Raw genomic sequence first — 25,974 nt, 5'->3', positions numbered from 1 at the left:
TGCTTCAAGCTCCCGAACTGACGGGGGTGATGATGAGCAACCTTTTCTGGCTGACCGAAGAGCAGATGGAGCGGCTGCGTCCGTTCTTCCCGAAGAGTCATGGCAAGCCACGTGTTGATGATTTGCGTGTGTTGAGCGGCATAATTTTCATCAATCGCAATGAGTTGAGGTGGTGCGATGCCCCGCGTGAGCATGGGCCGCCGAAGACGCTCTACAACCGTTGGAAGCGATGGAGTGACATGGGGGTCTTCGCCAGGATGATGGAGGGACTGGCCCCGGAGGGCACCGAACAGAAGACCATCATGATCGATGTGAGCAGGCATGCGCCATTGGTCCAAGCATGCCTGCGCAAGTATCTCAAGGCGCACCGCACGGCTTCGAGCCTGCGGACGAAAAAGGGGGACCCGGCGATCAGCGTGGGCGTCTGATCGGCAGAACGAAGGGCGGACTGAACACCAAGTTGCATGCCGTCACCGACGCCAAGGGACGCCCCCTGAAGTTCTTCATGACCGCAGGGCAGGTCAGCGACTACACCGCAGCCGCGGCCCTGCTGGGAAGTCTGCCTGCCGCCGAGTGGATGATCGCGGACCGGGGATATGATGCCGACTGGTTCCGAGAGGCGTTGGAAGACAAGGGGATACGCCCCTGCATCCCGGGCCGGAAGTCGCGTGGCAGGGCTGTCCGCTACGACAAGCGCCGATACAGGCGGCGCAACCGGATCGAGATCATGTTCGGCAGGCTCAAAGACTGGCGCCGCATCGCGACCCGCTACGACAGATGCGCCACGACCTTCAAGTCAGCAGTCGCCCTCGCCGCTACCGTAATGTTCTGGCTTTGACGATCAATGAGTCCGGAGTCTAGGGGCTCGGGATCCTGGCGCGACCATCGACGGTGACGTCACAGGCCAGCTTCTCTTGCTGGGTGTCTTGGTGCCACTGACGGCAATACCGGCCGATCTCGTCGTGGCTTGGCTTGGCGGGACCATTTCCCAGACGCTTAACGAAAGCCGCAAGACCAGGGAGGTGATGGCCTGGGCTGGTGGATTGATACTGATCGGTATTGCCGCAGTACTGGTCTGGGAAAATCTGCAAGCCATGACTGCCTAGCCGATCACAATCAGTCTGCAAGGCTTGCCTTCAACATGGCAAAACTCCCGGAGATCCCGGTTTCCGGGGCGGCTTCGGCAAGAAATCCGTCAAGTCGCGGCCAGACCTTGATCGCGCGATCGATCAGCGGGTCGGAACCCTGAGCATAGAGCCCAGCCTGAATCATCATTTCGGCCCTGTCATAGGCCCCGAGGAGCCGGCGCGCCTCCGCGATCAGGGCATTCTCCTCCTCGGTGGCGGCTTCCGGAAGCGACCTCGACACGGACCGCAACAGATCAATCGCGGGAAACCTTCCCCTTTCGGCGATGTGCCGGTCCAGCACAACGTGGCCGTCCAGTACACCGCGCAGGATGTCGGCCACCGGCTCCTCCATATCCGAACCTGCGACAAGGACCGAGAACACGGCCGTGATATCGCCAGACCCCTCGGGGCCCGGCCCGGCCCGTTCGGCCAGCCCCATGATGGCTTGCGTCAGCGATGGCGGAAAACCCCTTAGCGAGGCCCCCTCGCCGCCGGCCAAGGCAACCTCACGATGTGCTTCCGCAAAGCGGGTAATACTGTCGACGAGCAAAAGCACATGCCGGCCCTGATCTCTGAAATGCTCTGCCACCGCCATGGCGGTCAGCGCGCACATGCGACGCATCAGGGGCGACTGATCCGATGTCGCGGTCACGACAACACTGCGCGCCATCCCCGCAGGCCCCAGGACACGTTCGGTAAACTCCCGCAGTTCGCGGCCCCGTTCGCCGACCAGGGCTATGACCACGACATCGGCTTCAAGACCCCTGGCAAACTTTGCCAGCAATGAGGATTTTCCGACGCCCGAGCCTGCAAACAGGCCGATCCGCTGACCGCGAACCAAGGGCAGAAGGGTGTCGAAAACCGCAACACCCGTTTCCAGCCGCTTGCCAAGACGTCGACGACGGGCAGCCGGTGGAGCAGGCGCACGCAATGCGCGTGGCCGCGTTCCGCGCAGAAGGGGGCGTCCATCCAGCGGCTGGCCCATAGCATCGATGATCCGTCCAATCCAGCTGTCATCGGGTGCAATCTCTGCCTTGCCCACGAGCTCGACCCGGTCGCCGATGGCCATTCCGTCCCCCGAAGCATCCGGCAGCACCGAACACCGCCCCTGAGTCAGACGCAGTACCTCACCGCCAGCGGCCCCATCGCGGCTGTGGATCAGCACCCTGTCACCGATGGCAGCGGACTCCAGGCCAGTCACCTCGGCCAATCCGCGACGTGTTTCGGCGACACGACCGATCCGCCGAATTGAAGCGCTTGCACCGATTTCCGCCAGAAGTCCGTCGAACAGTCCAGCCATGGGATTCTTCCTTTGTTCGCTCTCAACCGTTTCTAAACGAATCACCCTTAAGCCTTGGTGAAGCAGGTCGAGGGAGAAGCCCCGATGTTCGAAAAACTGGAACTTACCCGGATGGCGCAGTCGCTGGCCGCCTTCTCGGGGGCACGCATGGCCGTGATCGCAGAGAATGTCGCAAACGCCGACACTCCCGGATACAAGGCCCGCGATTTGCCAGCCTTCGCCGAGGTTTTTGCCGAAGCCGGGGGCGAAATGCGCACCACCCGTGCCGGTCATTTGTCCTCGTTCTCCGCACAGGCCATGCCGCGTCCTGAAAAGGCGCGTGGCCATGAGGCGCCGAATGGCAACTCTGTCTCGCTCGAGGCCGAGATGGTGAAGTCGGTCGAGGCCCGCCAATCACACGAAATGGCGCTGGCGATATATCGGGCGACGTCGGATGTGATCCGCGCCAGCCTTGGCCGGCCGCGCTGAGGAGCCGGGAAATGGGCAACGACCTTATCTCTTCGCTTTCCTTCGCGGCCTCTGGAATGGAGGCGCAGGCCATGCGGCTGCGGCACGTTTCCGAGAACATCGCCAACGCGGACACACCTGGATACCACCGCAAGGTGATGACCTTCAAACAGGCCATGGACACCGGTCTGGTCCAGGCGGGCCCGGTGAAACTGGACCAAAGCGAGCTGACCCGAATCTACGATCCCGGCCATCCACTGGCCGACGACACCGGTCACTACGACGGCTCGAATGTCGATCTGGTGATCGAAATCGCTGACGCGCGCGAAGCGCAGCGCAGCTACGAGGCGAACCTCAGGATGTTCGACCAGACGCGTCAAATGACGCAAAGCCTGTTCGACCTTCTGCGACGGTAAGGGAGATCCAGAATGGATGTGAAAACCTCTTTCGTATCGCAGGCTTATGCAAATGCCCGCACCGCCGCCGCCCCTTCGCCTCGCGCGGGGGCGGTGGAACAGGGGTTTGCAAGGCTTGCCGGAAACTTCCTCGACACGCTTCAGGAACACGAAGCGACGGCTCGCGCGGCCATGACCGGGGGGGCTGATCCTCATGCTCTGGTGCAGGCCCTGGCCTCCTCCCAGCTGGCCGTAGAAACGGTGGCGACCGTCCGTGACCGGGTGGTCGAGGCCTACCAGGAAATCCTGAGGATGCCGGTATGACCGAAGCGATGATCTACGATCTGACGCGCCAGGGACTTTGGGTGTCCGTGATGATCTCGGCACCGCTTCTGACAGTGGCGCTTGTCGTTGGCGTCGTGATTGGCCTTCTGCAGGCGCTGACCTCAGTGCAGGAAATGACGCTGACCTTCGTGCCAAAGGCCGGCGCCATGATTGCGGTCTTCTGGCTATCGATGAGCTTCATGACCTCTACCCTGGTCGCCTTCTTCACCGACACGCTCATTCCATTGATTGCGGGAGGTTGACATGGACGCAGCAGGTTATGTGACGCTGAACCGCCAGTCCGGCCTCATGCGCGAGATGGGCGTCGTGGCAAACAACATTGCCAACTCGTCGACCACCGGCTTCAGGCGGGAAGGCGTGGTCTTTTCGGAGTTCGTCGCCGCGCTGGACCACGACCCTTCCCTGTCGATGGCCCATGCCAGCGGGCGCCATGTCGACCTGTCCCAATCGACGCTGAGCCAGACCGGGGGCCAGTTCGACTTTGCTATCCAGGGCGAAGGCTTCTTTCTGATCGAAACCCCCGAAGGAAACCGGCTGACCCGCGCCGGCAGCTTTACTCCCTCAGCCCAGGGTGAGCTGGTCACGCCCGATGGCTACCGCTTGCTTGATGCTGGTGGGGCGCCGGTCTTTGTGCCGCCCGACGCCAGGGGTCTGTCTCTGGCTTCAGACGGAACCTTGTCCGCCGGGGGCCAGCCCATCGCGCAGATCGGGCTCTGGCAACCGGCCGACCCGATGACTTTGCGACACCAGTCCGGCACCCTCTTTTCCGCAGCAGACGTTGAGCCTGCGGAGAGTGCGACCATCCTGCAGGGAATGCTTGAAGACAGCAATGTCGAACCTGTCTCGGAAATAGCAAGGATGATCGAGGTCCAGCGGGCCTACGAGCTGGGCCAGAAGTTTCTCGACGCCGAAGATGAAAGGGTCCGGGGCGTGATTTCAACGCTCGGGCGATAGAGGTCGTTCATGAAAGCGCTTCAGATTGCCGCAACCGGCATGGCCGCACAGCAGATGAAGGTCGACGTTGTCTCGAACAACCTCGCGAACATGTCGACCACGGGCTACAACCCGCGCAGGGCCGATTTTGCCGATCTCACCTACCAACAGATGGCACGACCCGGCAGCGTTTCAGCCGCGGACGGCAGCATGCTTCCGACCGGCATCCAGATCGGACTGGGCGTCCGACCTGCGGCCGTATCGGTGGTGATCGGCCAGGGTTCGCTTGAACCCACGGGCGGTGATCTGGATGTTGCAATCGATGGAAACGGCTACATCGAGGTTCAGATGCCCTCGGGTCAGGTCGGCTATACCCGGGATGGCGCGTTAAAGCGCTCGGCCGAAGGGTTGATCGTCACCTCTGACGGATATCCGGTCGTTCCCGGGATCACCATTCCCTCGGATGCCCGTGGCCTTACCATCAGCCCCTCGGGCGAAGTCTGGGCTGACTTTGCCGATCGCGTCGACCCCGAACTGATCGGCCAACTGACGCTTTCGTCCTTTCCGAACGAGAAGGGGCTGGAGGCGATCGGCTCGAACCTCTTTCTGGAAAGTCCCGCATCGGGTGCGGCTTTCTCTGGAACTCCTGGCTTGGACGGTCTCGGAACGCTTCGTCACCGCTACCTGGAAGGCAGTTCGGTCGACGCAGTCCGCGAGGTGACGGAACTGATCAAGGCACAGCGCGGCTACGAGTTGAACGCAAAGGTCATCACTGCGGCCGATCAGATGCTCGCAGCAACCACGCAGGTGCGGTGATGTTGCGATTGGTCGCTCTCCTGATACTCACCCAGCCCGCCTGGGCCGAAAGCGTGGTTGCCACCCGCACGATCCGCGCAAAGACGCTGATTGCGCCCGAGGATCTGACGCTTGTCAGTGCCGAGCTTCCGGGCGCCCTCGCAGATCCGGCGCTGGCAATTGGTCAGGAAGCCCGGGTGTCGATCTACGCCGGGAAGCCGGTGAAACCCGGCGACTATGGCCCGCCGACGCTGGTCCAGCGTAACCAGCTGGTAAAACTTGTCTATTCGGCTGGGAGCCTGTCGATCGCGACCGAGGGAAGGGCGCTGGATCGCGGCTCCGAGGGAGACGACCTTCGGGTGATGAACCTGCAGTCCAAGACCACAGTCACGGGCCGTATCGGTCCGGATGGGACAGTCTATGTCGGATGGGAAGATTGAAATGATGAAACCAAAACTGATGCTGGTGGCCTTGGCGTTTGCCGGCTGCGGCAAGCTTGAACAAGTGGGCCGTGCCCCGGAGTTTTCCAGTCTGGACGGTTCGAACCAGCAGTATGCCATGTATTCGGCGACCTTGCCCGAGGACGCCGCGCCAGCTTCGGATACCGACGCATCGTCGCTCTGGGCCGCCGGAACCGACTCGTTGTTCGGAGATCGCCGTGCGGCGCAGCGCGGCGACATCCTGACCGTGGTCATCCAGATTGATGACAGCGCGTCGATCTCGAACTCCACGGGCCGCAGCCGCAACGGAAAGCAGACTTCCGGTCTGCCGGAGCTCATGGGAATCCCGCAACGTGTGGACGCCATGCTGCCCGACGGCGCCAGCCTGGCCAATGCTTACGAAAGCAGTTCCTCGTCCACCTTCAAGGGCCAGGGCTCGGTGGCCCGCAAGGAAAAGATCACGCTTCGTATCGCTGCAACGGTTGTCGAGAAACTGCCAAACGGTGTTCTCAAGATCGAAGGCCAGCAAGAAGTCCGTGTGAACTTCGAAATGCGCGAACTGATCGTGACCGGATATGTGCGTCCCGCAGACATCTCCCGGCAGAACGAGATCACTTACGACAAGATCGCCGGCGCCCGCATCTCCTACGGCGGCCGGGGGCAGATCACCGACATGCAGCAGCCGACCTACGGCCAGCAGGTTGCCGATATCGTGATGCCCTTCTGATGCTCCGCAAGGTTCTTCCCATTCTTCTCGCTTTGATCGGCCTGGGTGCCGGCGTTGCAGCCGGGCTGGTCTTGCGCCCAGCTCCAGATCAGTCCCCTGCCGCGGATGGGTCGTCATCAGAGGACAGTCAGCATTCGGAAGGAGACGCCCACAAAGCGAGCGAGCCGCAAGAAGGCGCACCGGAATATGTCAAGATGAACAACCAGTTCGTTGTGCCGGTGGTCAAGGATGGTCGGGTGGCCTCGATGATCGTGCTCTCACTGTCGCTGGAGGTTGCAGCCGGCAACACCGAAGCCGTCTACCAGCGCGAACCGAAGTTGCGCGATGCATTCCTGCGGGTTCTGTTCGATCATGCGAATGTCGGAGGCTTCTCCGGTTCGTTCACCGACGGTGCCAATCTTCTGGTCCTGCGAACCAATCTGAAGGAAGCCGCGGCCCTTGTTCTCGGGCCAGTGGTCTCGGATGTTCTGATCACGGATATCGCCCGGCAGGATGGTTAGGTCAGGGTCGCTCCGCTGAACCCGGCACGGCAAGCGGGCGATCGCCTGCGCACGGCAAGGCAGGGTAGGCGGACGACGCACCTCATTGCCGACTTCGTTCAAGCTTCTCCGCCAGCCTCTGCAGCGCCTGGACGCGCCCGAATGCCGTCTGGGCATCGCCGCGGGCCTCGATCCACGCTGCGGTCTGACGCGCTATGACGAGGTTAAGTTCGCTGCGCCTCACATCTGCCCATCGCTCGTAGTCCAGCCCGACCTTGGAGCACAGGATCGGTTCCAGCTCCACCGGCGGTGGTGCCTGATCGAGGGCGGACCGCTGCAGGCGGCTTTGTTCAAGGCGATCTGACGTTTCCTTCAGGACGCCAAGCTTGTGGTCCAGCATCAATTGCGCAAGCTCGGCAAGACGCGACAATTCCCTGGCTTTGCTCATCTCTTCCGTGCCCTTCTGCGCATGGCATCAGCAAACCGGATCGCGGCGGCGATCGCGCGATAGTGCTCAAGCCGGATCTCCTGGCCGATGTCGACGGTCGCATGGATGGCCCTGGCTGTCGGCGGGTCGCTGTGAATCGGGACGCCATGCTCCGCAGCGCGCTCGCGGATCCTCCGGGCTACCTCGTCGACACCTTTGGCAACGCAGATCGGGGCCCCGCCTTTCCTGCGATCCCATTTCAACGCGACTGCATAGTGTGTCGGGTTCACCACGACGACATCCGCAGTCGCGACGTCCGAAAGCATGCGGTTCGTGGCCACCTCCTGGGCGCGCTGTCGGCGAGCCGACTTCAAGTGTGGATCGCCTTCGCTCTCCTTGAATTCGTCCAGCATCTCCTTGCGTGACATCCGCAGTTTCTGGCGATGGTGATGGATCTGCCAAAGATAATCTGCACCGCCCAGCGCAAGCTGAATCAGAAACAGGATGAACAGAAATTCCATCAGCAGTCTTGCCATCAACGCGGCCGACATCGCCGGGCTCAGGTAGAGACTGGCCACGACCTCAGCAATCCGGCCGGCAAGGACAAGATAAAGGACGACAGACACCAGGATCAGCTTGGTCGCGCTTTTTCCAAACTCCATGAGTCCCTCGAAGCCGAACTTCTGCTTGGCTACGGCAAGTGGCGATATGCGCGACAGGCGCGGCGCGAGCTTTTTTGGTGCGAAGATAAGACCTCGGCTGGAGATCAACAGCGCAATGACCAGGATCGGAGCGATCGTGAGAAGGGCAATGGGGGGCCCGGCAAGACCGAGGATTAGACCACCGACAATTCCGCCGCCACCAGACGCGACCAATTTGGCCAGGCGATCGGACTGATCCAGAACGACCATACCGGCTGTCCCGGTTTTCATGATTGCCCAGCTCCCGAAAGAAATCAGGGCAAGCAGGAAACCCCCGGTCGACGCTGCGGTCTGCAGGTCGACCGATCTTGGAACGTCGCCATCCTTGCGCGCCTTGTCCAGCTTCTGCTGGGAGGCCTCGTGTTGCTTGTCCCCGTCATTTTCCTCGCTGCTCATGGGGCCGTCGCGAAGGGTTGGGCAAGATGATCCGAGAAGGCCGTCAACCAGGCTGCAAGAAGAAAGGGGCTGGCCACAGCAAGCAGCGCCAGCGCGCCCAGGGTAAGGGCTGGCGCGCCGACCATCGAGACCATGAGGGTCGGCATGGCCCGGTTGATGGCGCCCAGTGCCAGGTTGTAGATCATCGACGCAATGACGAAGGGTGCCGCCAGTGTGAAAGCCAGGCTGAATGTCCGACCAATCAGGGCAAGGCTCCAATCCGCCGCGTCGGCGGCCGACAGTGGTCCGCCGGCCGGAAGAATCTCATAGGACAGCAGCAGAAGCTCGGCCGCCTTGACGTGCAGTCCGGTGGTCATTGCCAGGGTGATCGCTGCGATCAGGAAAAGGTTGCCCATGGCAGGTTGCGGATCGGGGGCGGTTCCGGCGAAAAGCTGTGACAGAGTCGTCGCCTGAGCGATGATAGAGGCCGCTGTCTGCAGAGCCACAAGGAACAACCGAAGTCCGACACCAAGAATGAGCCCCGCGATGGCCTCACCGCCAAGCGACAGGAAGGACGGTTCAAGGCCTGCCGTCGAAAGGCGATCGGCCAGAAGCGGGGACAGGACCACGGTCAGGGCGACGATCAGCGCCAGTTTCACGCGTTGCGGCACTGCAGGATCGCCAATGCCAGGCATCAGGGCAGCCATTGCGCCAATTCTCATGAAGGCCAGGGCGGCAGCCCATGCCAGGCCGTCTGCCAGATCGAGCAGGCCGGCAAGGGCTTCGATGATCCCGTTCATGTCGGCACTTGCCCCAGAAGGGCTGGCCGGGCACCCGTGCCGATCTCTTCATAGGAGAGAACGGGCATCTGCAGACCTTTGGCCTGGACCACGGTGCGCAGAAACCGCCTGCGGCTGACCGAGGTAACAAGGGCAGGATAGACTCCGGTCTCTGCAGCGCGATTGGCGCGGTCGGTCAAACCGTTGGCAAGACGTGCGAAAAGCTCTGGCGGTAGGGCAATGTCTCGTTGACCGCGTTCGCCCTCGATCTGGTAGGTCGTGAAGGCCTTCTCCCAGTCAGGCGCCAACTGGATCAGCGGAATGGAGCCGTCCGGCCGTTTCAACTCGGCAACGATCTGAAAGCCAAGCCTTTGTCGGACATGCTCGCAGATCGCCTCCGGCGTACCCAGACTGCGGGCCTCTGCGATGGCCTCGAGAATGAGGGGCAGGTTCCGTATCGAAACTTTTTCATCCAGAAGAAGCCGTAGGACTGAATGCAGGAGGTCCATGGGCACCTTTTCGGGCAGAAGGTCGTCCAGAAGGCGGCGGTTTGCTTCTGCGCGCGCAGGGTCGGAGAGCCGCACAAACTCGTCCAGTAGTCGGCGAAGCCCGCGCAGCGTCAGCAGACTGGACAGATTTGCCTTCAGCACCTCCAGCAAGTGGGTCGCCAGAACTTCTGTCGGCGAGACCACGGTGAGACCCGACAGCGCGGCATCTTCCTGCTGGTCGGGGCGGATCCATCGCGCCGGGGCACCATAGACCGGTTCCTTTGCGTCAAGGCCCTCCGGTGCGGGAATTCCGTCGCTCAGCAGCACAAGGACACGGTCCGGATAAAGCCGGTCCGAGACCCTTTCCACCCCTTGCAGACGGATACGATACTGTCCCGGAGGCAGCGAGCTTTCGTCGGTCAGCCGGATCTCGGGCAGGATGATCCCGAAAGCGGTTGCAACGTGATTGCGCATGTTGGCAATTCTGCTGTCCAGTCCCGTTGCCGGGTCCAGGACCATCGCGACAAGGTTGGGAGCAAACTCGATGTGGATATCGTCGAAGTCGAGTATGTCGCCGATCGACCGGGGCTTCTGCGGCTCCTGACTGGGGGCCGTGGCTTCGACAGCGCCGGGCTTCGGGCGCGATTGAAAGAACGCCACCGTCCCCAGTGCCAGCGCCGCCACGATGAAGGGCAGGAAGGGCATGCCAGGCACCAGGGCAAAGAGCGCCATGAGAGCGGCCACTGTTCCCAACGCTCCGGGATAGCGGCCCAGTTGCGCAAAGAACGAGACGTCCGCAGCGCCTTTCTGGCTACCCTTGGCAAGGAGAAGGGCCGCGGCGACCGAAATGATGACTGAAGGAATCTGACTGACCAGACCATCCCCCACCGTCAGGATCGTGTAGGTCTCGAATGCGACCTTCGGCTCCATTCCGTGAACCACGAGCCCGACAATCAGCCCGACGATGATGTTCAGCCCGGTGATCATCAGACCGGCGATTGCGTCGCCCTTCACGAATTTTGAGGCGCCGTCCAGCGAGCCGAAGAAATTCGTCTCGGCCATCTCCTGTTCGCGGCGATGCTTGGCCTCTGCATGGTCGATGGCCCCTGCCGACACATCCGCGTCAATCGCCAGTTGTCGACCTGGCATCCCGTCCAGGGCGAATCGGGCACCGACTTCTGCCATCCGCCCCGCGCCCTTGGTGATGACGATGAAGTTCACGATCATCAGTACGATGAAGATCACCAGGCCTAGAATGAGATCACCACCCATGATGAAATGGGCAAAGCCTTCGATCACATGGCCGGCGGCATCGGTCCCGGTGTGCCCCTGACCGATGATAAGCTTGGTCGACGACACGTTCAGCGCAAGGCGCAGCAACAGCGAGGCCAACAGGATCGTCGGAAAGGCCGAGAAGTCCAGCGGTCGGTCGATGAAGAGCGTGACCGTCAACATCAGGATGGCAAGGGCGAAGGACAGGGCGAGGCCGATATCCAGCATCCAGGACGGCACGGGCAGGACCATCATCACGATGACGGCCATCAGCCCGATGGCCAACAGGATCGTGGGGCGGAAGATCGTCTGCATCGAGAGGCCGCCAGTCATGTCAGGGCGTCCCGATCAGTGGACGGCCACCCGATGTCGACGAAAACAGCGAGCCATTCTGTCCGGCTGCTCCGGCGACAAGGAGAGGAAATCCGTTGCGCCTCTTTTCGACCGATGGCTCGGCCGGAGCCGGCAAAGCGCCGAGACGATCGTAGGTTTCTTCGAACTTGCTCTGATACGCCCTGGCGTATTCCGGAGTGCCGGAATGATAGGCCGCAGCTGCCAGCGCCCAGTCCCCGGTATTTGCGTAATGCCGGGACAGGAACTCAGCCGCATAGATCGCGTTTCGTGCAGGGTCCAGCATATCTTCGACGGATGTGAAGGCCCTTGCGTGCCAGCGGTAGTTCAGCTGGAAACACCCAATGTCAATGTTGGTGGCACCGGTGCTCAGCGCCTGCTGAACGCTCAAGGCTGCGTCTGCTGCGCTGTCGTACCAGTGGCCCTCGCCTGCGAAGTTCACCGTCCAGGGCCAAGGCTGATTGTTTCGTCCCGTCTCAACCGTCGCGATGGCAATCAACACATCGTACGGCACCCCCGTTTTCGCTGCGGCATGGGCTGCCGCCTCGCGGCACAGGGCCGCCGGATCGCCGAGGGAATATCCTGGCAGTGTTGCGAGGAGGTAGGAAGATGCGAACAGGACGCCGAAGGTCGGATACCGGTTTCCGAAGGCCATGTTCTTCCTTTTCGTCGTTGTTCTTCCGGGCGTTCTGCCGGGGTCCGACTGAACACTAGCTGGCGAATCTTTCCGGGGGGTTACCGGGATCAGTCTGCATCCGGCCGAGCGACGTTGGTCAGCAGTGCTTCGATCGCCTCTCGTGACGCGACGCTTGCTTCGAGCGCCTGCGCGCCGCGGCCGAGCAGCCCGCTTGCAGCGTCCGCGACGGTTGGCTGCGTCAGGCTTGCTGCGGTCTGCCAGAGTTCCGGTGTCGCGGGGTCAAGTCTGGACCAGTCACCTTCCCACAAGTTCGTCCTCACTGCGGCGTCGGGTTGCCCTGACGCAGACAACGCCTCTTCGGCGGCACGCAGATCGCCCAACTGAAGCAATGCCTGTGCCCTGAGTCCTTCAGCCTCAGGCCCGGCAAGTCCGTCCAGCAGGGCCAGACCCGACCGCGCATCGCCAAGGCCCAGCATGGCTTCGGCTGCAACAAGTCGGCGGTCAGATGGATCGTCCGGCCGCGTCGGGCCCAGCCAGGCAAGGGCAGCATCGGGAAAACCAAGCGACACCAACCGCCGCGAGACCTTCAGTCTGAGGTCAGCGGGAACCTGCGAGGGCACCCCGTCAGCAGGCAGAACCGCGTGTCGCAGGAAATCGTCGTCGGTGGCAAGTGCCAAGGCCACTCTCCATAGGTCGACGAGAGTATCACCCGTAGCGCTCTCGTGCTGGAACGCGGCTTCGATTTGTCCGGATAGCGCCAGGGCGAGGACAATGGCGCGATCTACCTTGCCGAGAAGTCCGGTCCCGCGTGCCTCTCCGCGGCCCGAAATCAGCGCCTCGGCGACGTCGGGACCGACAGGCGCCAGCTTCTGGAAATGGGCTTCGACCAGGGCGACAAACCCTTCTGCCGCGTTGCCTTCCAGGGAAATGACTTCCCGTGCGTGCGCCTGTGCCGCGTCCGCGTTGCCCTGGTTCAATTCCCGTTCAGCGTCCAGCAACGCGACCGTTGCGGTGTCGACATGCGGTGTCCGTTCCATCGCATCTCGAATGGTGCGGACGGCATCAGAGTCACCAAGCGCAATGAATTTTTCAGCCAGGCTGCTGCCCAGATGGGCCCGCAAATGCGGCGGAAGCGCCAGAAAGGACCGAAGAATGGCCTTGCGGTTCACGCCCTTTCCGGCTGGCAACCGATCATGGGCCAGCGCGGCCCACAGGGCTGCCGGACCATCACAGTCAAGCATCTTCGCAAAAGGTGTGCCGGGATCAGTGTCCCCATCCAAGATCCGTGCCATCGACTGGTAGTAGGGCATCAGGTCGTCTCCCGACGCACCCTTGGCAAGTTCAGAAATCTGCAATGCCTCGGCGCCAAAGCCGAGAAAGAGATGTGACCTCACGGATCTTATCACGGCCTCTGGATCCGCAACGTCAAACTCGCCGTAAAGGCCCGTGTGCGCAGCGGCGAGCAAATCCAGCGCAGAGCCATCCCCGCCCCAGGCCGCAATATCCAGAAGACCGTCCGCCAGACAGTTGCCAGCCGGTTCCGACCCCGCAACGAAGGCATCCGGATCCCGCACCTGAAGGCCCGGATGTTCACCCAGCATGACGCTGGACCAGGGCAGTTCGTCCGGTCCTTGTCCGACGGGACGCCGCTTGGGCATGGGCAGACCCATGTCAACGATCCCGTCCGCTGCGCCCCGGGCGATCTGTTCAAGCAAGGCATTGCGCAGGGGATCGAGTGAAACCTTTCCCGTGGGAAGGGGCAGAGGCAAGGTCGCAGAGGGTCGAGCCGGATCACGCGTCGCCTCGCTCAGCCAGTTGTAGGTCGCGCCTCGCCCGGCGGTATCCGACAGTTGGGTGACTGCACTGGTTCCCGGCGCGTCGTCAAACGGCGACTCGAACACTGAACCGGTTGGGGGTGGTCCCGGCTTGATGTCCAGAACAATGGCGCCGGGGCGATACTCGAAGGGAAAGACATGACAATCGCAGGCCAGGGACAGCTGCAAGGCTCCGGTCTTGGGGTCGACCTGCAAGGCGGATACCCGCGCTTTCGAGATCCGTTGCCAGACGCCCGAAAGGTCATAGTCCGGCTGCGCCTCACCCCTTATCGCAAAGGCATAGCCGTTGGTGGTGCGACCGACGTTCCATTCGGTTGCGGCAGGGAGTTCGACCACAAGGCGCGTGAAGGTGCCGTGATCTCCCGAATAGACCCGGGCGGTTTCGGCGGATGCAGCGCTGGACATCGCCAGCAGGAAAGCCAGACTGCGGATCATGCGGCGTCCTGCTTGAGATTTCGCATGAACTCTTCCAGTTCGCTGAAGCCGGGGCGAACGTGATGCGGCGTATTCTGGCGGCCGACTTCGATGCAGATATTGGCCGGATGACGATGCAGGTTTGCGATCAGGACCTCCCGGATAAGCTGATAGAAGTGGATGTCTTCCTCGACCACGGATTTCACCCGTGAGGCAAAGGGCCCCATGAGGCCGTAGGCCAGAAAGACCCCGAGAAACGTTCCGACAAGAGCTCCGCCGATCATCTTGCCCAGTACTTCCGGCGGTTGGTCGATAGCGCCCATGGTCTTGATCACACCCAGAACTGCCGCCACGATCCCCAGCGCAGGCAGCCCGTCAGCCACCGTCTGCAAGGCGTGGCTGGAGTGCATGGCGTGGTGCAAGGTTGCTTCCATCCGCTTGTCGAGAACTTCCTCGACCTGGTGGGGGTCGTCGTAGTTCATGGACGCCGCGCGCAGCGTGTCGCAGATGATCTCCATCGCCTCGTGGTCGTGCTGGATCCGCGGGTATTTGCCGATGATGGCAGAGGTCTCCGGCGACTCGATATGCTCTTCCAGCGCCACGGGATTCGCGCGCGCGAGGCGGATCAGCTCAAAGAGCAGGCACAGCAGATCGCGATAATCGTCAGGCTTCCACTTGGGCCCCTTGAAGACCTTGCCGATGTCCTTGAGCGTGTGCTTGACCGCAGCCATGTCGTTCGAGATCAGAAAGGCCCCGATGGCAGCGCCGCCGATCATGATCATCTCGAAAGGCAAGGCTTTCAGGATGATGCCCATCTTTCCGCCAGCCAGGACATAGCCGCCGAATACCATGATGAGGATGACGGCGATGCCGACGAAGCCAAGCATGATGCAGTCCAGTTCCGATTTCGTTGCGGCCAGTATCGGGGGCCGGAGTTAAGACTCTCTGACCGACATCAGTTCTTCGGAGCGCCGGCATTTCGACCGGCCACGATGACGCTGATGCGGTAGGCGGCTTCCGATGACATGCCCGACAGGATTGCCGCCGCAGAGTCCGGGGGCATCCGACCGAGGAACCCGGCTGCGAAATCGGGCGACATGGTCTCGAACAGGGCGGCAGCATCCTTTGGTTTCATGGCCTGGTAGACGGCTGTAAGCCTCTGGATGTCTTTCTCGGCCGCACCATCTGCCAGAGCGAGCGTCGCCTTCAGCTCTTCTTCAACCGCGCGCAGTTCTTCCATGCGTTTGGTGATGGCGGCATCAGCCAAAGCCAGAGCGGCCAGCCGATCCTTGAGGGCGGCTTCTTTCGCAGCAACGCGATCTTCGCGCAGAGACAGGGCCTCGGCCAGGGCGCCGGGCATTTCACAGGAGGCAGGCTCGGGCTCCGAAGCAGTGGGTGCGGTCTCTGCCTGCGCATTTGCAAGGGCAGACCCCACACCGGACCCCAGCCGCAGGGCGCCGGATGACGCGAACAGCATCGCGACGACGAACAAGGTGCCCTGTCCCATCCTGCGGCTCATTCGGCAGCCTCCAGCTCATCCCTGGGCGCGCGGCGACGGACAAACCGCAGTCGACGTTCGTCCTCCGGGGTATCGGCTGCGGAAGGTTTCTGCGTGACCTTCGGCTCCGGAAGATCATGCAGCGAGGCGACCAGAAGCTCCAGCTTGCGCGCCACGGCTTCCCCACGTGCGGTCAGGGCCTCGAGACTTTCGGCAGATCCGTTCGCAGCCCCGCGGGCCTTTTCCAGCGCCACGGTCATATCGTCCACTTGGGCGGACAGCACCGCAATGGCCCCGCCCATTCCCGTCTCAAGCGTGGTGAACTTCTTCAGCCGGGTTGACAGGACATAGCAATAGATTGCTGCCCCGAAAGAGCCTGCCATCAAAAGGATATCCGAGATCAGTTCCATGACGTCCGCCCTAGTTCAGCACGAATTCGGTAATCAGCAGATCACGCACCCGGCCTTCGCCGGTAACGACCTGAATGCGCCGCAGCATCTGCGCACGTAGTCGCGCCATGGCATGGGGGTCCTCGATCGATGCCGTGTCTATGGCGCGCAGATAGCTGTTCACGACATCAAGGATGCGCGGAGTCAGCGTCGTGACATCCTTTGCCGCCGAATCCACCACCTCAAGCTGGGCGGTGAACCGCAGATGTTCGCTGCCCGAATTGCGGCCAAGCGAGACCACGATTGTGTCAAGCGGCACAAACGCAATTCCCGTCAGCGGGCCTGGAATGCTCTCCGCGTTCGGGTTCCCACCATCATGCCCGCCGAGAATCAGGCCTGCGAAGGTTGCATAAAACCCGCCGCCGCCAAGGACCAGTGCCAGGACAAGGCCCAGGAGAAGCGGCTTTTTCGACCGCTTCTTCGGAGCCTCATCCACTGCGGCTTCTGCCATTGCCATGTTTCGTTCCTCACATCCGGATGAGAGCGAACATAGACGTAAGGTCACTAACCGATTGTTAAGGCGAACCGAAGAAAGGTGAGGCCACGGCAGAACGCCGGAGCCGGAGAATCGTCTTGCAAAACCTGATCGCCATCTGGACTTCGCTGGACCTGCGCCGCCGCGTCATCATTGCGGGCGCGACAGCCGCCATGTTTGCCGCAGTGCTGCTGCTGAGCAGGATGGCTGGTCAGCCGGAAATGGGCCTGCTCTACGCGGGACTTGAACCCTCTGCCGCGGGCGAGGTGATTGCCGCGCTGGATCAGCGTGGCGTCGCATACGAGATCAAGGGCGACTCGATCCTGGTCGATGTCGGTCAACGTGATGCCCTGCGCATGGCTCTGGCTGCCGAGGGCAAGCCGGCCGCAGGCGGCGCAGGGTACGAGCTGCTCGACTCGCTGACGGGTTTCGGCACCACGTCGCAGATGTTCGATGCCGCCTACTGGCGGGCAAAAGAGGGCGAGATCGCCCGCACGCTGTTGGCATTGCCCCAGGTCAGGGCTGCCCGGGTGCATATCGCCAGCGCGCCGACCCGCGCCTTCCAGCCCGATGCAAAGCCGACGGCCTCCGTCACGCTGACCACGACCACGGGCAATCTGGATGAGGCCCAGGCCCGCGCGGTTCGTCACCTGGTTGCCAGTGCGGTTGCCGGAATGACGCCGGATGCGGTGCAGATCATCGACACCGTCGCGGGACTGATCGGCGGCACGGAGCCGGATGCGTTCAACGCCGGCAGTGCGGATGACCGCGCAGCTGCGATCAAGAGGAGCGTCGAACGACTGCTTGCCGCTCGGGTTGGCGAGGGCAAGGCGATCGTGGAAGTGTCGATTGACCTCAACTCGGAACGCGAAGCGATCACCGAGCGCAAGTTCGACCCGCAGGGCCGTGTCGCGATCTCGTCGGATACCGAAGAGCGCAGCGGCTCCAGCACCGAACCTGGGGGCGAGGTCACGGTGGCCTCGAACCTGCCGCAAGGTAACGCCGCTTCTGGGGGGCAAGGCAAAAGCCAGAACTCCGAGACGCGCGAACGGATCAACTACGAAGTCTCCGAGACCCAGCGCGAGATCCTGCGCAACCCTGGGGCGGTTCGCCGCATGACGGTCGCTGTCATGGTGGATGGCGTGGTCTCCATCGCCGCAGATGGCACCAGGACGTGGGCCCCCCGCCCGGACGAAGAGCTTCAGGCCTTGCGCGAACTTGTCGCATCTGCGGTCGGTCTCGATGAGGCCCGTGGTGACGTGCTGACATTGAAGTCCCTGGAGTTCCAGGAGATCACGGCGCCGCCCGGGACCGAGGCAAGCTCCGGCCTCATGCTTCCGATCGGTCAGATCGATGTGATGACGGTCATTCAGACGGCGGTTCTTGCCCTGGTGGCGCTGATCCTGGGGCTGTTCGTCATCCGGCCGATCCTGACCTCTGCCAATCGCCCGGCCTTGCCTGCCCCGGCCGCACCTCTGGCGCTACCGTCGAATGTTCTTTCTGGCAACATGGCCTTGACCGGAGAGGTCGAGAACGGCTTCGACTACGGCGCTTTCTCGGATGTCAGCAATGATGTGACCCGCGAACCTTCCGCTGATGGGGCCGAGGAAGACCCGGCAACGCGGCTCCGGCGCCTTATCGAAAAGCGTCAGACCGAGTCGATCGAAATCCTGCGCGGCTGGATGGAACATGAAGAGGAGCGCGCCTGATGCCGGCTCTGCGTCTGGAAGTCTTTGATACAGCGATCGCTGCGGACGGCACGCCACAGCCGATGGTCGAAATAGCTGCAGTCGAGGAGGCCAAGGTTGCGTCCTTCGAACAGGGCTATTCGGCCGGTTGGGACGATGCAGTTGCGGCCCAGCAGGGCGACCAGACACGCATCCGTGCCGATCTGGCGCGAAACCTGCAAAGTCTCGCCTTCACGTTCCAGGACGCGCGCAGCCACGTCCTGCAGGCACTCCGTCCGCTGATTCTCGAAATGACCAGCCGCCTTCTTCCCGCAGTAGCCCGGGAAGCCCTGGCCCCGACGGTGCTTGAAGCCCTGATGCCACTGGCAGAAGAGCTTGCAGATGCGCCGCTGACACTGGTGCTGAACCCGGTGGTTCGCGGGCAGGTCGAAGACCTGATCACTCAGGCGACAGGATTGCCGATGGTGATCGAAGAAGAGCCGTCCCTGCCGGAGGGCCAGGTCTACATCCGGTTTGGAACGGTCGAGACGAAGGTCGACCTGTCTCAGACCACGGCGGACATCGCGATCGCGGTCCGCGCGTTTTTCAACCTCAACTCCTGAGGACATCATGGAAGATATTGCCGACACGAACCCGTTCAGCCAGGTGCCTATCGAAGTGACGATCTCGGTCGGTCGCGCGCGACCGCTGGTGCGCGATCTCCTGCGGCTGTCGAAGGACGCCGTGCTGCAGCTGGATCGGCGGGTGGATGATCCGGTCGAGCTTTATGTCGGCGACCGGCTGATCGCGCGCGGAGAGCTGACCGAACTGGAAGGGGAACATGCCGGTCAGCTGGCCGTCAGGCTGACCGAGGTTGCCAATCTGCGGGGCGGGCTGTGAGGGTTAGCGTCGGTCTCGCCATCTTCCTGACGCTGGCGGCCGGTCCGGCCCTCGCGCAGCAGATGTCCATCGACTTCGGCGGTAGCGGAGGTGAGTCCCTGTCGCTGCGGTCTGTCCAGCTGCTCTTGTTGGTCACGGTGCTGTCGATCGTACCGGGGCTTGCGGTGATGGTGACCTGCTTTCCCTTCATCGTCACGGTGCTGTCGATCCTGAGGCAGGCCATCGGGTTGCAGCAGGCCCCGCCGAACATGCTCATCATCAGCCTCGCGATGTTCCTGACCTGGTTCGTGATGGACCCGGTGTTCACCGAGGCCTGGGTCAAGGGGATCGAACCGATGACCAACGGGACGATGGAGATGGGTCCGGGCCTGCAGGCGGCCATCGCGCCGTTCCGCGTCTTCATGGCGGCACGCGTCGATCCGGAAACCTTGCAGACCCTTCAGGACCTGCGATCCACCACCCCGATCACGGCCACTGACGCGCCGCTGTCGCTGCTGGTCCCGTCGTTCCTTTTGTCCGAGGTTCAGCGGGCATTCCAGATCGGGTTCATGATCTTCCTGCCCTTCCTGATCATCGACCTGGTCGTTGCAGCGATCCTGATGTCGATGGGGATGATGATGGTTCCACCCGCGGTCGTTTCGCTGCCGTTCAAGCTGATCTTCTTCGTGGTTGCGGACGGGTGGGCTCTTGTGTCCGGGGCCCTGGTAAGGAGCTATTTCTGACCCGTGACACTGCCCGCGCCACGCGCGGCGCGAGTCATGGTGTTAATGAAATCAATGGGTTGGCTGCGGGCATTCACGTCTGGTTAACCCAGGTTCCGACGCAACCGTCCCGGCTTGTTTCGCGACAAGTTCGGCAAAGGCTCCGGGGGAAACACGCGGCAAAGGCGAAAGGTGTCCGTCTGGACGCGAGGGTGATGCGCCGTGGCTATTCCTTCAGAACGGTGTCCAGATGCGCGCCATAGCTGGACTTGCCGAAGACCCTGGCGCGTTCGCCCAGGCCTGCGCGGTCGATCCAACCCTGGCGGAAGGCGATCTCGTCCGGCGAGCCGACCTGCATACCCTGCCGGTCCTGCAGGGTGCGGACGAAGTTCCCGGCGTCGAGGAGGCTGCCGGGGGTGCCGGTATCGAGCCAGGCGAAGCCCCGGCCCATGCGTTCGACCTGGAGGCTGCCCTCGGCGCGGTAGTGTTCCAGGACATCGACGATTTCCAGCTCGCCGCGCGGCGAGGGCTTGATCCGGGCGGCAATGTCCGGCGCGCGCCCATCGAGGAAATAAAGGCCGGTGATCGCGAAGTTCGACGGCGGGCTCTTCGGCTTTTCGACGATCTGGGTGACGCGGCCGTCGGCGTCGAAGGCCGCGACGCCATAGCGTTCGGGGTCGGAGACATGGTAGCCGAACACGGTGCCCCCCGAAGCCTGCCCGCTGGCGCGATGCAGGATTTCGGGCAGGCCGTGGCCGAAGAAGATGTTGTCGCCGAGGCACATCGCCGAGGGGGCTCCGGCCAGGAAATCGCGGGTCAGGAGGTAAGCCTGGGCCAGGCCCTCGGGCCGTTCCTGGACAACCCAGGTGAAGCTGACGCCCCATTGGCTGCCGTCGCCCAGCAGGCGCTGGAACTGGGGCTGATCCTCGGGGGTGGTGATGATCGCGATCTCGCGGATGCCTGCCAGCATCAGGACCGAGATCGGGTAATAGATCATCGGCTTGTCGTAGATCGGCAGAAGCTGTTTCGACACACCCAGCGTGATCGGCCAGAGGCGCGAGCCGGTGCCTCCGGCGAGGAGGATGCCTTTGCGGGTCATGAGCGCAACTCCTTCACGATCGCTTTCAGGCCCTCGCGCCAGTCGGGCCGAGGGAGGCCGAATGCAGCGGTGAATGCACGGCAATCGAGGCGGGAATTCAGCGGACGTCTGGCGGGTGTGGGGTATTCGCTGGTCGGGATGTCGGTGATCCGGCAGGAAAGCCCGGCCTCGGCCATGATACGCCTTGCGAAATCCGCCCAGCTGGTGTCGGGGGCACCGGAGAAGTGATGAGTGCCGCCGGGGGTGCCGTCGGCCATGGCTCTGGCGGTGGTCAGCAGCGCCTCGGCGATGGCGGCGGCGGGGGTCGGGCCGCCGATCTGGTCGGCGACGACCTTGAGGCTCTCCCGCTCGGCTCCGAGGCGAAGCATGGTTTTCACGAAATTCGCGCCGTGGGCGGAGACGACCCAGGAGGTGCGCAGGATCAGATGCTTGCCACCTGCCGCCCGCACGCCCTGTTCCCCGGCCAGCTTGGAGCGGCCATAGGCGCCAAGCGGGGCGGTCGGGTGGTCGGGGGCGAAGGGCTGGTCGCCCGCGCCGTCGAAAACATAGTCGGTGGAGACGTGGAGGAAGGGGATGCCCCTGGCGGCGGCGGCCCTGGCCATGGCGGCGGGGGCATCGCCGTTGACCACGGTTGCGGCGGCTTCCTCGGCCTCGGCCTTGTCCACGGCGGTCCAGGCGGCGGCGTTGATAACGGCGTCGGCGTCCGAAGCCGCGATGGCGGCGGCGCAGGCGGCGGGGTGCATCAGATCGGCCTGATCGCGGCCGAGGTAGGTGGCGTCGGGGGCGAGGCGCTGAAGTTCGCGCGCGACCTGGCCGGTCCTGCCGAACACGAGGAGCTTCATGCCCGGCCCAGCCTTTCGCCCACGCCCTGCCGGTTCAGGAGCGGGCGCCACCAGGCTTCGTTGTCGAGATACCAGCGGACGGTGCGGCGCAGGCCCTCTTCCACGGTCACGCTTGGCCGCCAGCCCAGTTCCTCGCGGATGCGGGTGGGGTCGATGGCATAGCGGGCGTCATGGCCGGGGCGGTCGGTGACGAAGGTGATCTGGTCGGCATAGGGCGTGGCCTTGGGCGCCATCTCGTCGAGAAGCGCGCAGATAGTGCGCACGAGGTCGATGTTGCGACGCTCGTTTTCCCCGCCGATGTTGTAGCTGCGGCCGATCCGGCCCTTCTCCAGCACAAGGAGGAGGGCGTCGGCGTGGTCCTCGACATACAGCCAGTCGCGGACGTTTTCGCCTGTGCCGTAAACCGGGATGGGTTTGCCGTGCAGCGCGTTCAGGATGACGACCGGGATCAGTTTCTCGGGAAAGTGGTAGGGGCCGTAGTTGTTCGAGCAGTTCGTCAGGACGACGGGAAGTCCGTAGGTTTCGTGCCAGGCGCGGACGAGGTGGTCGGAGGCGGCCTTCGACGCGGAATAGGGTGAACGGGGGTCGTAGGGGGTTTCCTCGGTGAACCGGCCTTCCGGGCCGAGGGAGCCGAAGACCTCGTCGGTGGAGATGTGGTGAAAGCGGAAGCTGTCGGGTTTCCCCTGCCGCATCCAGTGGGCGCGGGCGGCTTCCAGCAGGTTGAAGGTGCCGGTGATGTTCGTTTCGATGAAGTCCGAAGGCCCGTCGATGGAGCGGTCGACATGGCTTTCGGCGGCGAGGTGCATCACGGCGTCGGGGCTGTGGGTCAAAAAGATGCGGTCCAGCGCGGCGCGGTCGCGGATGTCGGCCTGTTCGAAGCTGTAGCGGTTGGAGCTGGCGACCGGGGCCACGTTGGCGGCATTCGCGGCATAGGTCATGGCGTCGAGGTTGACCACTTCGTGCCCTCGGGCAACGGCCAGGCGGACGACGGCAGAGCCGATGAAGCCGCAGCCTCCGGTGACGAGCAGTTTCATTGCGGCTCCCGGCGGAAGGGGGTGCCGATGTCGGCGAGCAGAGGGGCCCGGGCGTCCTTGTCCGACAGGATCGGCGTGGTGGTGCCCCAGTCGATGCCAAGCGCGGGGTCGTCCCAGCGGACGGCGCCGTCATGGTCGGGGCTGTAGAGGTCGGAGCATTTGTACTGCACCTCGGTGTCGTCGGTCAGGGTGACGAAGCCGTGCAGGAAGCCCTTGGGGACAAAGAGTTGCCGCCCGTTGTCGGGGGTCAGTTCGACGGCGACGTGGCGTCCGTAGGTGGGCGAGCCGGTGCGGATGTCGACGGCGACATCCAGGATCGCGCCGCGCGAACAGCGGACCAGCTTGTCCTGTGCGCGGGGCGGGGACTGGAAGTGCAGGCCGCGAAGCGTGCCCCTGGCGGCCGAGAAGGAGTGGTTGTCCTGCACCCAGGGCAGGTCGAGCCCGGCATCCGCCATCCGCGCTGCGTTCCAGGTTTCCATGAACCATCCGCGCGCGTCGCCGAAGCGGCGGGGGGTGAGGATCAGGACCTCGGGCAATGCGGTGGGGTCAATCTGCATGGGCGAAACTCGGAAGGCACGGCTGCGGCAGACTTGCGACGAACGGGGGCGCAATGCAAGCCAAGATGGCCGGGAAACAGTCTGTTTGCGGGGTTTTGCCGGGTCGCATCCTGGGCTATCACGAGGGCCGCAGTCTGGGGAAGGACGGGACATGACTCATCTTTGGGTGCGCGCGGAACAACGGCCGAACGAGGAGCGCGTGGGACTGACGCCCGAGGGCGCGGCGGCGCTGGTCAAGGCGGGGATCCGGGTGACGGTGGAGAAGTCCTCGGTCCGCGCGATCCCGTTGGAGGGCTATGTGGCGGCGGGCTGCGAGATCGCGGAAGAGAACCTGTGGCCGAAGGCGCCTGCCGATGCGATCATCTTCGGGCTGAAGGAACTGCCTGATGATGGCACGCCGCTGACGCACCGGCACATCATGTTCGGCCACGCCTACAAGGGGCAACCGGCGGGGCGGGTGCTGTTGCAGCGGTTCAAGGCGGGCGGCGGGACGCTTTACGATCTGGAATATCTGGTGGACGAGACCGGGCGTCGGGTGGCGGCCTTCGGCTATTGGGCGGGCTATGCCGGCGCTGCGGTTTCGCTGAAATGCTGGGCGGCGCAGCAGCGGGGCGGGATTGCCGGGCCGGTCAGGAAGGTGGCGTCGAAGGAGGCGCTGCTGGCGCAACTGGGTGAGGAGTTGGCCGGGCTGGGTCGGCCCCGGGCGATCATCATCGGCGCGCTGGGCCGGGTGGGGACGGGGGCGGCGGACCTCTGCACGGCGATGGGCGTCGAGGTCACCCGGTGGGACATGGCCGAGACGGCAAGCGGCGGGCCCTTCCCGGAAGTGTTGCAGCACGAGATCTTCCTGAACTGCATTCTTGCGCGTCCGGGCTGTCCGGTGTTCGTGCCCGCCTCGGCCAAGACGGATGCGCGCAAGCTGACGGTGATCGGGGATATCGCCTGCGATCCGACCTCGGACTTTTCGCCGATCAAGGTCTATGACCGGGCGACGGATTGGGATGTTCCGGCCTTGCGGGTGCATGACGACCCGCCGCTGGACGTGACGGCGATCGACAATCTGCCCAGCCTGATGCCGGTGGAGTCGTCGCAGGACTATGCGGCGCAGTTGTTGCCGTCGCTGCTGACGCTGAACGACCTTGGCTCCGGCGTCTGGGGGCGGGCCAAGGTGGAATTCGACAGGCACGTCGCGGGCGTGTGAGAGGTCGCAGATCTTTTCGAAAAGATCTGCAAGAGTTTTCGAAAACTCTTGCCGCCAGACGGCAAGCGGAGGGGAGAAAGACCATGACGATCCATTGGTGCGGCACGGGGCTGTCGTCGATTCCGGGCCTGAGACGGCTGATCGAGGCGGGGCATCCGGTCACGGTCTGGAACCGCACGGTCGAAAAGGCCCGCGCCGAGGTTGGCGACCTGACGCAGGACATCCGGGCGTTTTCGCTGGAGACCCTGGCCGAGGCGCTGAAGCCCGGCGACATCGCGGTGTCGATGCTGCCTGCGGATCAGCATGTGGGCATCGCCAGGCTGTGTCTGGAGAAGGGGGCGAACTTCTGTTCGTCCTCCTACATCGCGCCCGAGATGCGGGCGCTGGATGAGGATTTCCGCGAGGCGGGGCTGGTGTCGATCAACGAGGTGGGTCTCGACCCCGGGATCGACCATCTGATGGCGCATGATCTGGTGGCGCGCTATCGGGCGTCGAAGGTCTATGACAACGACAACGTGCTGAGCTTCACCAGCTACTGCGGCGGCGTTCCGAAAGAGCCGAACGCCTTCCGTTACAAGTTCTCCTGGGCTCCGGCGGGGGTGCTGAAGGCGTTGCGGTCTCCGTCCCGCAGCCTGCGGCATTTCACCGAACTGCGCGTGGCGCGGCCCTGGGATGCGATCAGCCGTTACGACGCACCGCTGCCGGTGCCGGAGAGTTTCGAGGTCTACCCCAACCGCGACAGCTATCCGTTCATGGAGGAATACCGCTTCGAGAAGCACTGGAAGGTCAAGGACTTCGTGCGGGGGACGATCCGGTTGAACGGTTGGGCCGATGCCTGGGCGCCGATCTTCCGCGAGATCGAGGCGCTGGAAGGCAAGCCGCTGGCCGAGATCAACGCGGCGCTGGAGGCACGGGCGGCGGCGCTGTTGAAAGAAAACGCCTACGCGCCGGGAGAGCCCGACCGGGTGGTGCTGTTCGTGGCGCTGAAGGCGGAGCGCGACGGGAAGCCGGTGTTCCATCAGACCTGGGCGATGGATGCCTGGGGCGATGTGCGGGGCACGGCGATGGGGCGGCTGGTCTCGGTCCCGGTGTCGCTGGCGATCGAGGCGGTGCTGAACCGCGAGATCCCGGCCGGCGTGCACGGCGCGCCGCATGACCCGAAGCTGGTGGCGCGCTGGCTGGATCAGGTCGGGCATCTGGCGCAGTTCCTGCGGCGGATCGACCACCTTTCCTGATCCGCTCCTTACGCACCTTCGGCTTCTCGTGGCCGGACCGACGCGAGGC

At 63.5% G+C, this 25,974-nt stretch carries 32 protein-coding genes; 17 read left to right on the top strand and 15 right to left on the bottom strand.

What is annotated here, in order from left to right; genetic code table 11:
• Positions 1-32: 32 nt before the first annotated feature.
• Together D5084_RS07510 and D5084_RS18330 are read left to right on the top strand one after the other, a co-directional pair.
• Positions 33-838, top strand: a protein-coding gene (locus D5084_RS07510; RefSeq protein ID WP_435532666.1) for an IS5 family transposase whose coding sequence is annotated in 2 segments (ribosomal slippage) — positions 33-390 and positions 390-838 — 807 coding nt in all. Because the reading frame shifts where the segments join, the coding sequence is not laid out codon by codon here.
• Between the two features lie 91 nt (positions 839-929).
• On the top strand, positions 930-1,106 hold the full coding sequence (locus tag D5084_RS18330) for a hypothetical protein (RefSeq protein WP_155523106.1): 177 nt from the start codon (positions 930-932) through the stop codon (positions 1,104-1,106).
• Positions 1,107-1,116: 10 nt separating this feature from the next.
• Here D5084_RS18330 and D5084_RS07505 read toward each other — a convergent pair whose 3' ends face one another.
• Positions 1,117-2,427, bottom strand: coding sequence for a FliI/YscN family ATPase (locus D5084_RS07505; RefSeq protein WP_128514883.1), 1,311 nt, complete (start codon positions 2,425-2,427; stop codon positions 1,117-1,119).
• Positions 2,428-2,511: 84 nt separating this feature from the next.
• On the opposite strand from D5084_RS07505, the gene D5084_RS07500 reads away from it, so the two are divergent.
• Genes D5084_RS07500 through D5084_RS07460 form a run of 9 tightly spaced genes read left to right on the top strand, consistent with a single transcriptional unit; the run spans position 2,512 to position 7,009 of the window.
• Complete coding sequence (locus tag D5084_RS07500) at positions 2,512-2,895, top strand: FlgB family protein (RefSeq protein ID WP_128514882.1); 384 nt, start codon at positions 2,512-2,514, stop codon at positions 2,893-2,895.
• Between the two features lie 11 nt (positions 2,896-2,906).
• The gene (flgC, locus tag D5084_RS07495; RefSeq protein WP_128514881.1) at positions 2,907-3,290 is read left to right on the top strand and encodes a flagellar basal body rod protein FlgC; all 384 of its coding nucleotides are present in this window, start codon (positions 2,907-2,909) and stop codon (positions 3,288-3,290) included.
• Between the two features lie 12 nt (positions 3,291-3,302).
• Positions 3,303-3,593 (top strand): flagellar hook-basal body complex protein FliE, encoded by a 291-nt coding sequence (gene fliE, locus D5084_RS07490; protein ID WP_128514880.1) that lies wholly within the window; start codon positions 3,303-3,305, stop codon positions 3,591-3,593.
• Positions 3,590-3,856 carry a flagellar biosynthetic protein FliQ gene (locus D5084_RS07485; protein WP_128514879.1) on the top strand — a complete coding sequence of 89 codons (267 nt, stop codon included), beginning with the start codon at positions 3,590-3,592 and terminating at the stop codon, positions 3,854-3,856. The genes fliE and D5084_RS07485 overlap by 4 nt, the downstream gene beginning before the upstream one ends.
• Position 3,857: 1 nt before the next feature.
• Positions 3,858-4,568, top strand: a complete 711-nt coding sequence (locus tag D5084_RS07480) for a flagellar hook-basal body complex protein (RefSeq protein WP_128514878.1) — start codon at positions 3,858-3,860, stop codon at positions 4,566-4,568.
• 9 nt (positions 4,569-4,577) lie between these two features.
• Positions 4,578-5,363: a flagellar basal-body rod protein FlgG gene (gene flgG, locus D5084_RS07475; RefSeq protein WP_128514877.1), complete on the top strand. Its 786-nt coding sequence runs from the start codon at positions 4,578-4,580 to the stop codon at positions 5,361-5,363.
• The gene (gene flgA, locus D5084_RS07470) at positions 5,363-5,782 is read left to right on the top strand and encodes a flagellar basal body P-ring formation chaperone FlgA (RefSeq protein ID WP_128514876.1); all 420 of its coding nucleotides are present in this window, start codon (positions 5,363-5,365) and stop codon (positions 5,780-5,782) included. The genes flgG and flgA overlap by 1 nt, the downstream gene beginning before the upstream one ends.
• A gap of 1 nt (position 5,783) precedes the next feature.
• The gene (flgH, locus tag D5084_RS07465; RefSeq protein ID WP_128514875.1) at positions 5,784-6,509 is read left to right on the top strand and encodes a flagellar basal body L-ring protein FlgH; all 726 of its coding nucleotides are present in this window, start codon (positions 5,784-5,786) and stop codon (positions 6,507-6,509) included.
• Complete coding sequence (locus tag D5084_RS07460; RefSeq protein WP_128514874.1) at positions 6,509-7,009, top strand: flagellar basal body-associated FliL family protein; 501 nt, start codon at positions 6,509-6,511, stop codon at positions 7,007-7,009. Before flgH ends, D5084_RS07460 begins: the two co-directional genes overlap by 1 nt.
• 82 nt (positions 7,010-7,091) lie before the next feature.
• On the opposite strand, the gene D5084_RS07455 is transcribed toward D5084_RS07460, so the two are convergent.
• From D5084_RS07455 to D5084_RS07410, 10 genes are all read right to left on the bottom strand, one after another.
• Positions 7,092-7,436 carry a hypothetical protein gene (locus tag D5084_RS07455; RefSeq protein ID WP_128514873.1) on the bottom strand — a complete coding sequence of 115 codons (345 nt, stop codon included), beginning with the start codon at positions 7,434-7,436 and terminating at the stop codon, positions 7,092-7,094.
• Complete coding sequence (locus tag D5084_RS07450; RefSeq protein ID WP_128514872.1) at positions 7,433-8,512, bottom strand: EscU/YscU/HrcU family type III secretion system export apparatus switch protein; 1,080 nt, start codon at positions 8,510-8,512, stop codon at positions 7,433-7,435. Before D5084_RS07450 ends, D5084_RS07455 begins: the two co-directional genes overlap by 4 nt.
• Positions 8,509-9,291 (bottom strand): flagellar biosynthetic protein FliR, encoded by a 783-nt coding sequence (locus tag D5084_RS07445; protein WP_128514871.1) that lies wholly within the window; start codon positions 9,289-9,291, stop codon positions 8,509-8,511. Before D5084_RS07445 ends, D5084_RS07450 begins: the two co-directional genes overlap by 4 nt.
• The gene (gene flhA / locus D5084_RS07440) at positions 9,288-11,363 is read right to left on the bottom strand and encodes a flagellar biosynthesis protein FlhA (RefSeq protein WP_128514870.1); all 2,076 of its coding nucleotides are present in this window, start codon (positions 11,361-11,363) and stop codon (positions 9,288-9,290) included. The genes D5084_RS07445 and flhA overlap by 4 nt, the downstream gene beginning before the upstream one ends.
• Before the next feature lies 1 nt (position 11,364).
• Complete coding sequence (locus D5084_RS07435) at positions 11,365-12,036, bottom strand: transglycosylase SLT domain-containing protein (protein WP_128514869.1); 672 nt, start codon at positions 12,034-12,036, stop codon at positions 11,365-11,367.
• 89 nt (positions 12,037-12,125) lie between these two features.
• Positions 12,126-14,288 (bottom strand): hypothetical protein, encoded by a 2,163-nt coding sequence (locus D5084_RS07430; RefSeq protein ID WP_128514868.1) that lies wholly within the window; start codon positions 14,286-14,288, stop codon positions 12,126-12,128.
• Entirely contained in the window at positions 14,285-15,154 is an 870-nt protein-coding gene (motA, locus tag D5084_RS07425; RefSeq protein WP_128514867.1) for a flagellar motor stator protein MotA, read from the bottom strand. The genes D5084_RS07430 and motA overlap by 4 nt, the downstream gene beginning before the upstream one ends.
• 68 nt (positions 15,155-15,222) lie before the next feature.
• Entirely contained in the window at positions 15,223-15,786 is a 564-nt protein-coding gene (locus D5084_RS07420) for a MotE family protein (protein WP_128514866.1), read from the bottom strand.
• A complete protein-coding gene (locus tag D5084_RS07415) occupies positions 15,783-16,175 on the bottom strand; it encodes a hypothetical protein (protein WP_128514865.1) in 393 nt (130 codons plus the stop codon). The genes D5084_RS07420 and D5084_RS07415 overlap by 4 nt, the downstream gene beginning before the upstream one ends.
• Positions 16,176-16,185: 10 nt before the next feature.
• Positions 16,186-16,665: a flagellar basal body-associated FliL family protein gene (locus tag D5084_RS07410; protein WP_128514936.1), complete on the bottom strand. Its 480-nt coding sequence runs from the start codon at positions 16,663-16,665 to the stop codon at positions 16,186-16,188.
• Positions 16,666-16,787: 122 nt separating this feature from the next.
• Between D5084_RS07410 and fliF the strand changes: the two genes are divergently transcribed.
• The 4 genes from fliF (at position 16,788) to fliP (ending at position 19,978) form a co-directional block, all read left to right on the top strand.
• Positions 16,788-18,398 carry a flagellar basal-body MS-ring/collar protein FliF gene (gene fliF, locus D5084_RS07405; RefSeq protein WP_128514864.1) on the top strand — a complete coding sequence of 537 codons (1,611 nt, stop codon included), beginning with the start codon at positions 16,788-16,790 and terminating at the stop codon, positions 18,396-18,398.
• On the top strand, positions 18,398-18,979 hold the full coding sequence (locus tag D5084_RS07400) for a FliH/SctL family protein (protein WP_128514863.1): 582 nt from the start codon (positions 18,398-18,400) through the stop codon (positions 18,977-18,979). Before fliF ends, D5084_RS07400 begins: the two co-directional genes overlap by 1 nt.
• A gap of 7 nt (positions 18,980-18,986) precedes the next feature.
• Positions 18,987-19,256, top strand: coding sequence for a FliM/FliN family flagellar motor switch protein (locus D5084_RS07395; RefSeq protein WP_128514862.1), 270 nt, complete (start codon positions 18,987-18,989; stop codon positions 19,254-19,256).
• 62 nt (positions 19,257-19,318) lie between these two features.
• A complete protein-coding gene (gene fliP, locus D5084_RS07390; protein ID WP_128514935.1) occupies positions 19,319-19,978 on the top strand; it encodes a flagellar type III secretion system pore protein FliP in 660 nt (219 codons plus the stop codon).
• Between the two features lie 205 nt (positions 19,979-20,183).
• Here fliP and rfbA read toward each other — a convergent pair whose 3' ends face one another.
• Genes rfbA through rfbC form a run of 4 tightly spaced genes read right to left on the bottom strand, consistent with a single transcriptional unit; the run spans position 20,184 to position 23,489 of the window.
• Positions 20,184-21,056 (bottom strand): glucose-1-phosphate thymidylyltransferase RfbA, encoded by an 873-nt coding sequence (gene rfbA / locus D5084_RS07385; RefSeq protein ID WP_128514861.1) that lies wholly within the window; start codon positions 21,054-21,056, stop codon positions 20,184-20,186.
• Positions 21,053-21,898: a dTDP-4-dehydrorhamnose reductase gene (gene rfbD, locus D5084_RS07380; RefSeq protein WP_128514860.1), complete on the bottom strand. Its 846-nt coding sequence runs from the start codon at positions 21,896-21,898 to the stop codon at positions 21,053-21,055. The genes rfbA and rfbD overlap by 4 nt, the downstream gene beginning before the upstream one ends.
• The gene (gene rfbB, locus D5084_RS07375; protein WP_128514859.1) at positions 21,895-22,932 is read right to left on the bottom strand and encodes a dTDP-glucose 4,6-dehydratase; all 1,038 of its coding nucleotides are present in this window, start codon (positions 22,930-22,932) and stop codon (positions 21,895-21,897) included. Before rfbB ends, rfbD begins: the two co-directional genes overlap by 4 nt.
• Positions 22,929-23,489, bottom strand: coding sequence for a dTDP-4-dehydrorhamnose 3,5-epimerase (gene rfbC / locus D5084_RS07370; protein ID WP_128514858.1), 561 nt, complete (start codon positions 23,487-23,489; stop codon positions 22,929-22,931). The genes rfbB and rfbC overlap by 4 nt, the downstream gene beginning before the upstream one ends.
• A gap of 151 nt (positions 23,490-23,640) precedes the next feature.
• On the opposite strand from rfbC, the gene D5084_RS07365 reads away from it, so the two are divergent.
• Together D5084_RS07365 and D5084_RS07360 are read left to right on the top strand one after the other, a co-directional pair.
• A complete protein-coding gene (locus D5084_RS07365; protein WP_128514857.1) occupies positions 23,641-24,690 on the top strand; it encodes a saccharopine dehydrogenase in 1,050 nt (349 codons plus the stop codon).
• A gap of 83 nt (positions 24,691-24,773) precedes the next feature.
• Entirely contained in the window at positions 24,774-25,925 is a 1,152-nt protein-coding gene (locus tag D5084_RS07360) for a saccharopine dehydrogenase family protein (RefSeq protein ID WP_128514856.1), read from the top strand.
• The last annotated feature ends 49 nt before the right edge of the window (positions 25,926-25,974 follow it).

It is taken from the genome of Tabrizicola thermarum, from assembly GCF_003574395.1.
Taxonomy (GTDB): Bacteria; Pseudomonadota; Alphaproteobacteria; order Rhodobacterales; family Rhodobacteraceae; genus Tabrizicola; species Tabrizicola thermarum.
This window is presented reverse-complemented; position numbering and strand designations above follow the sequence as displayed.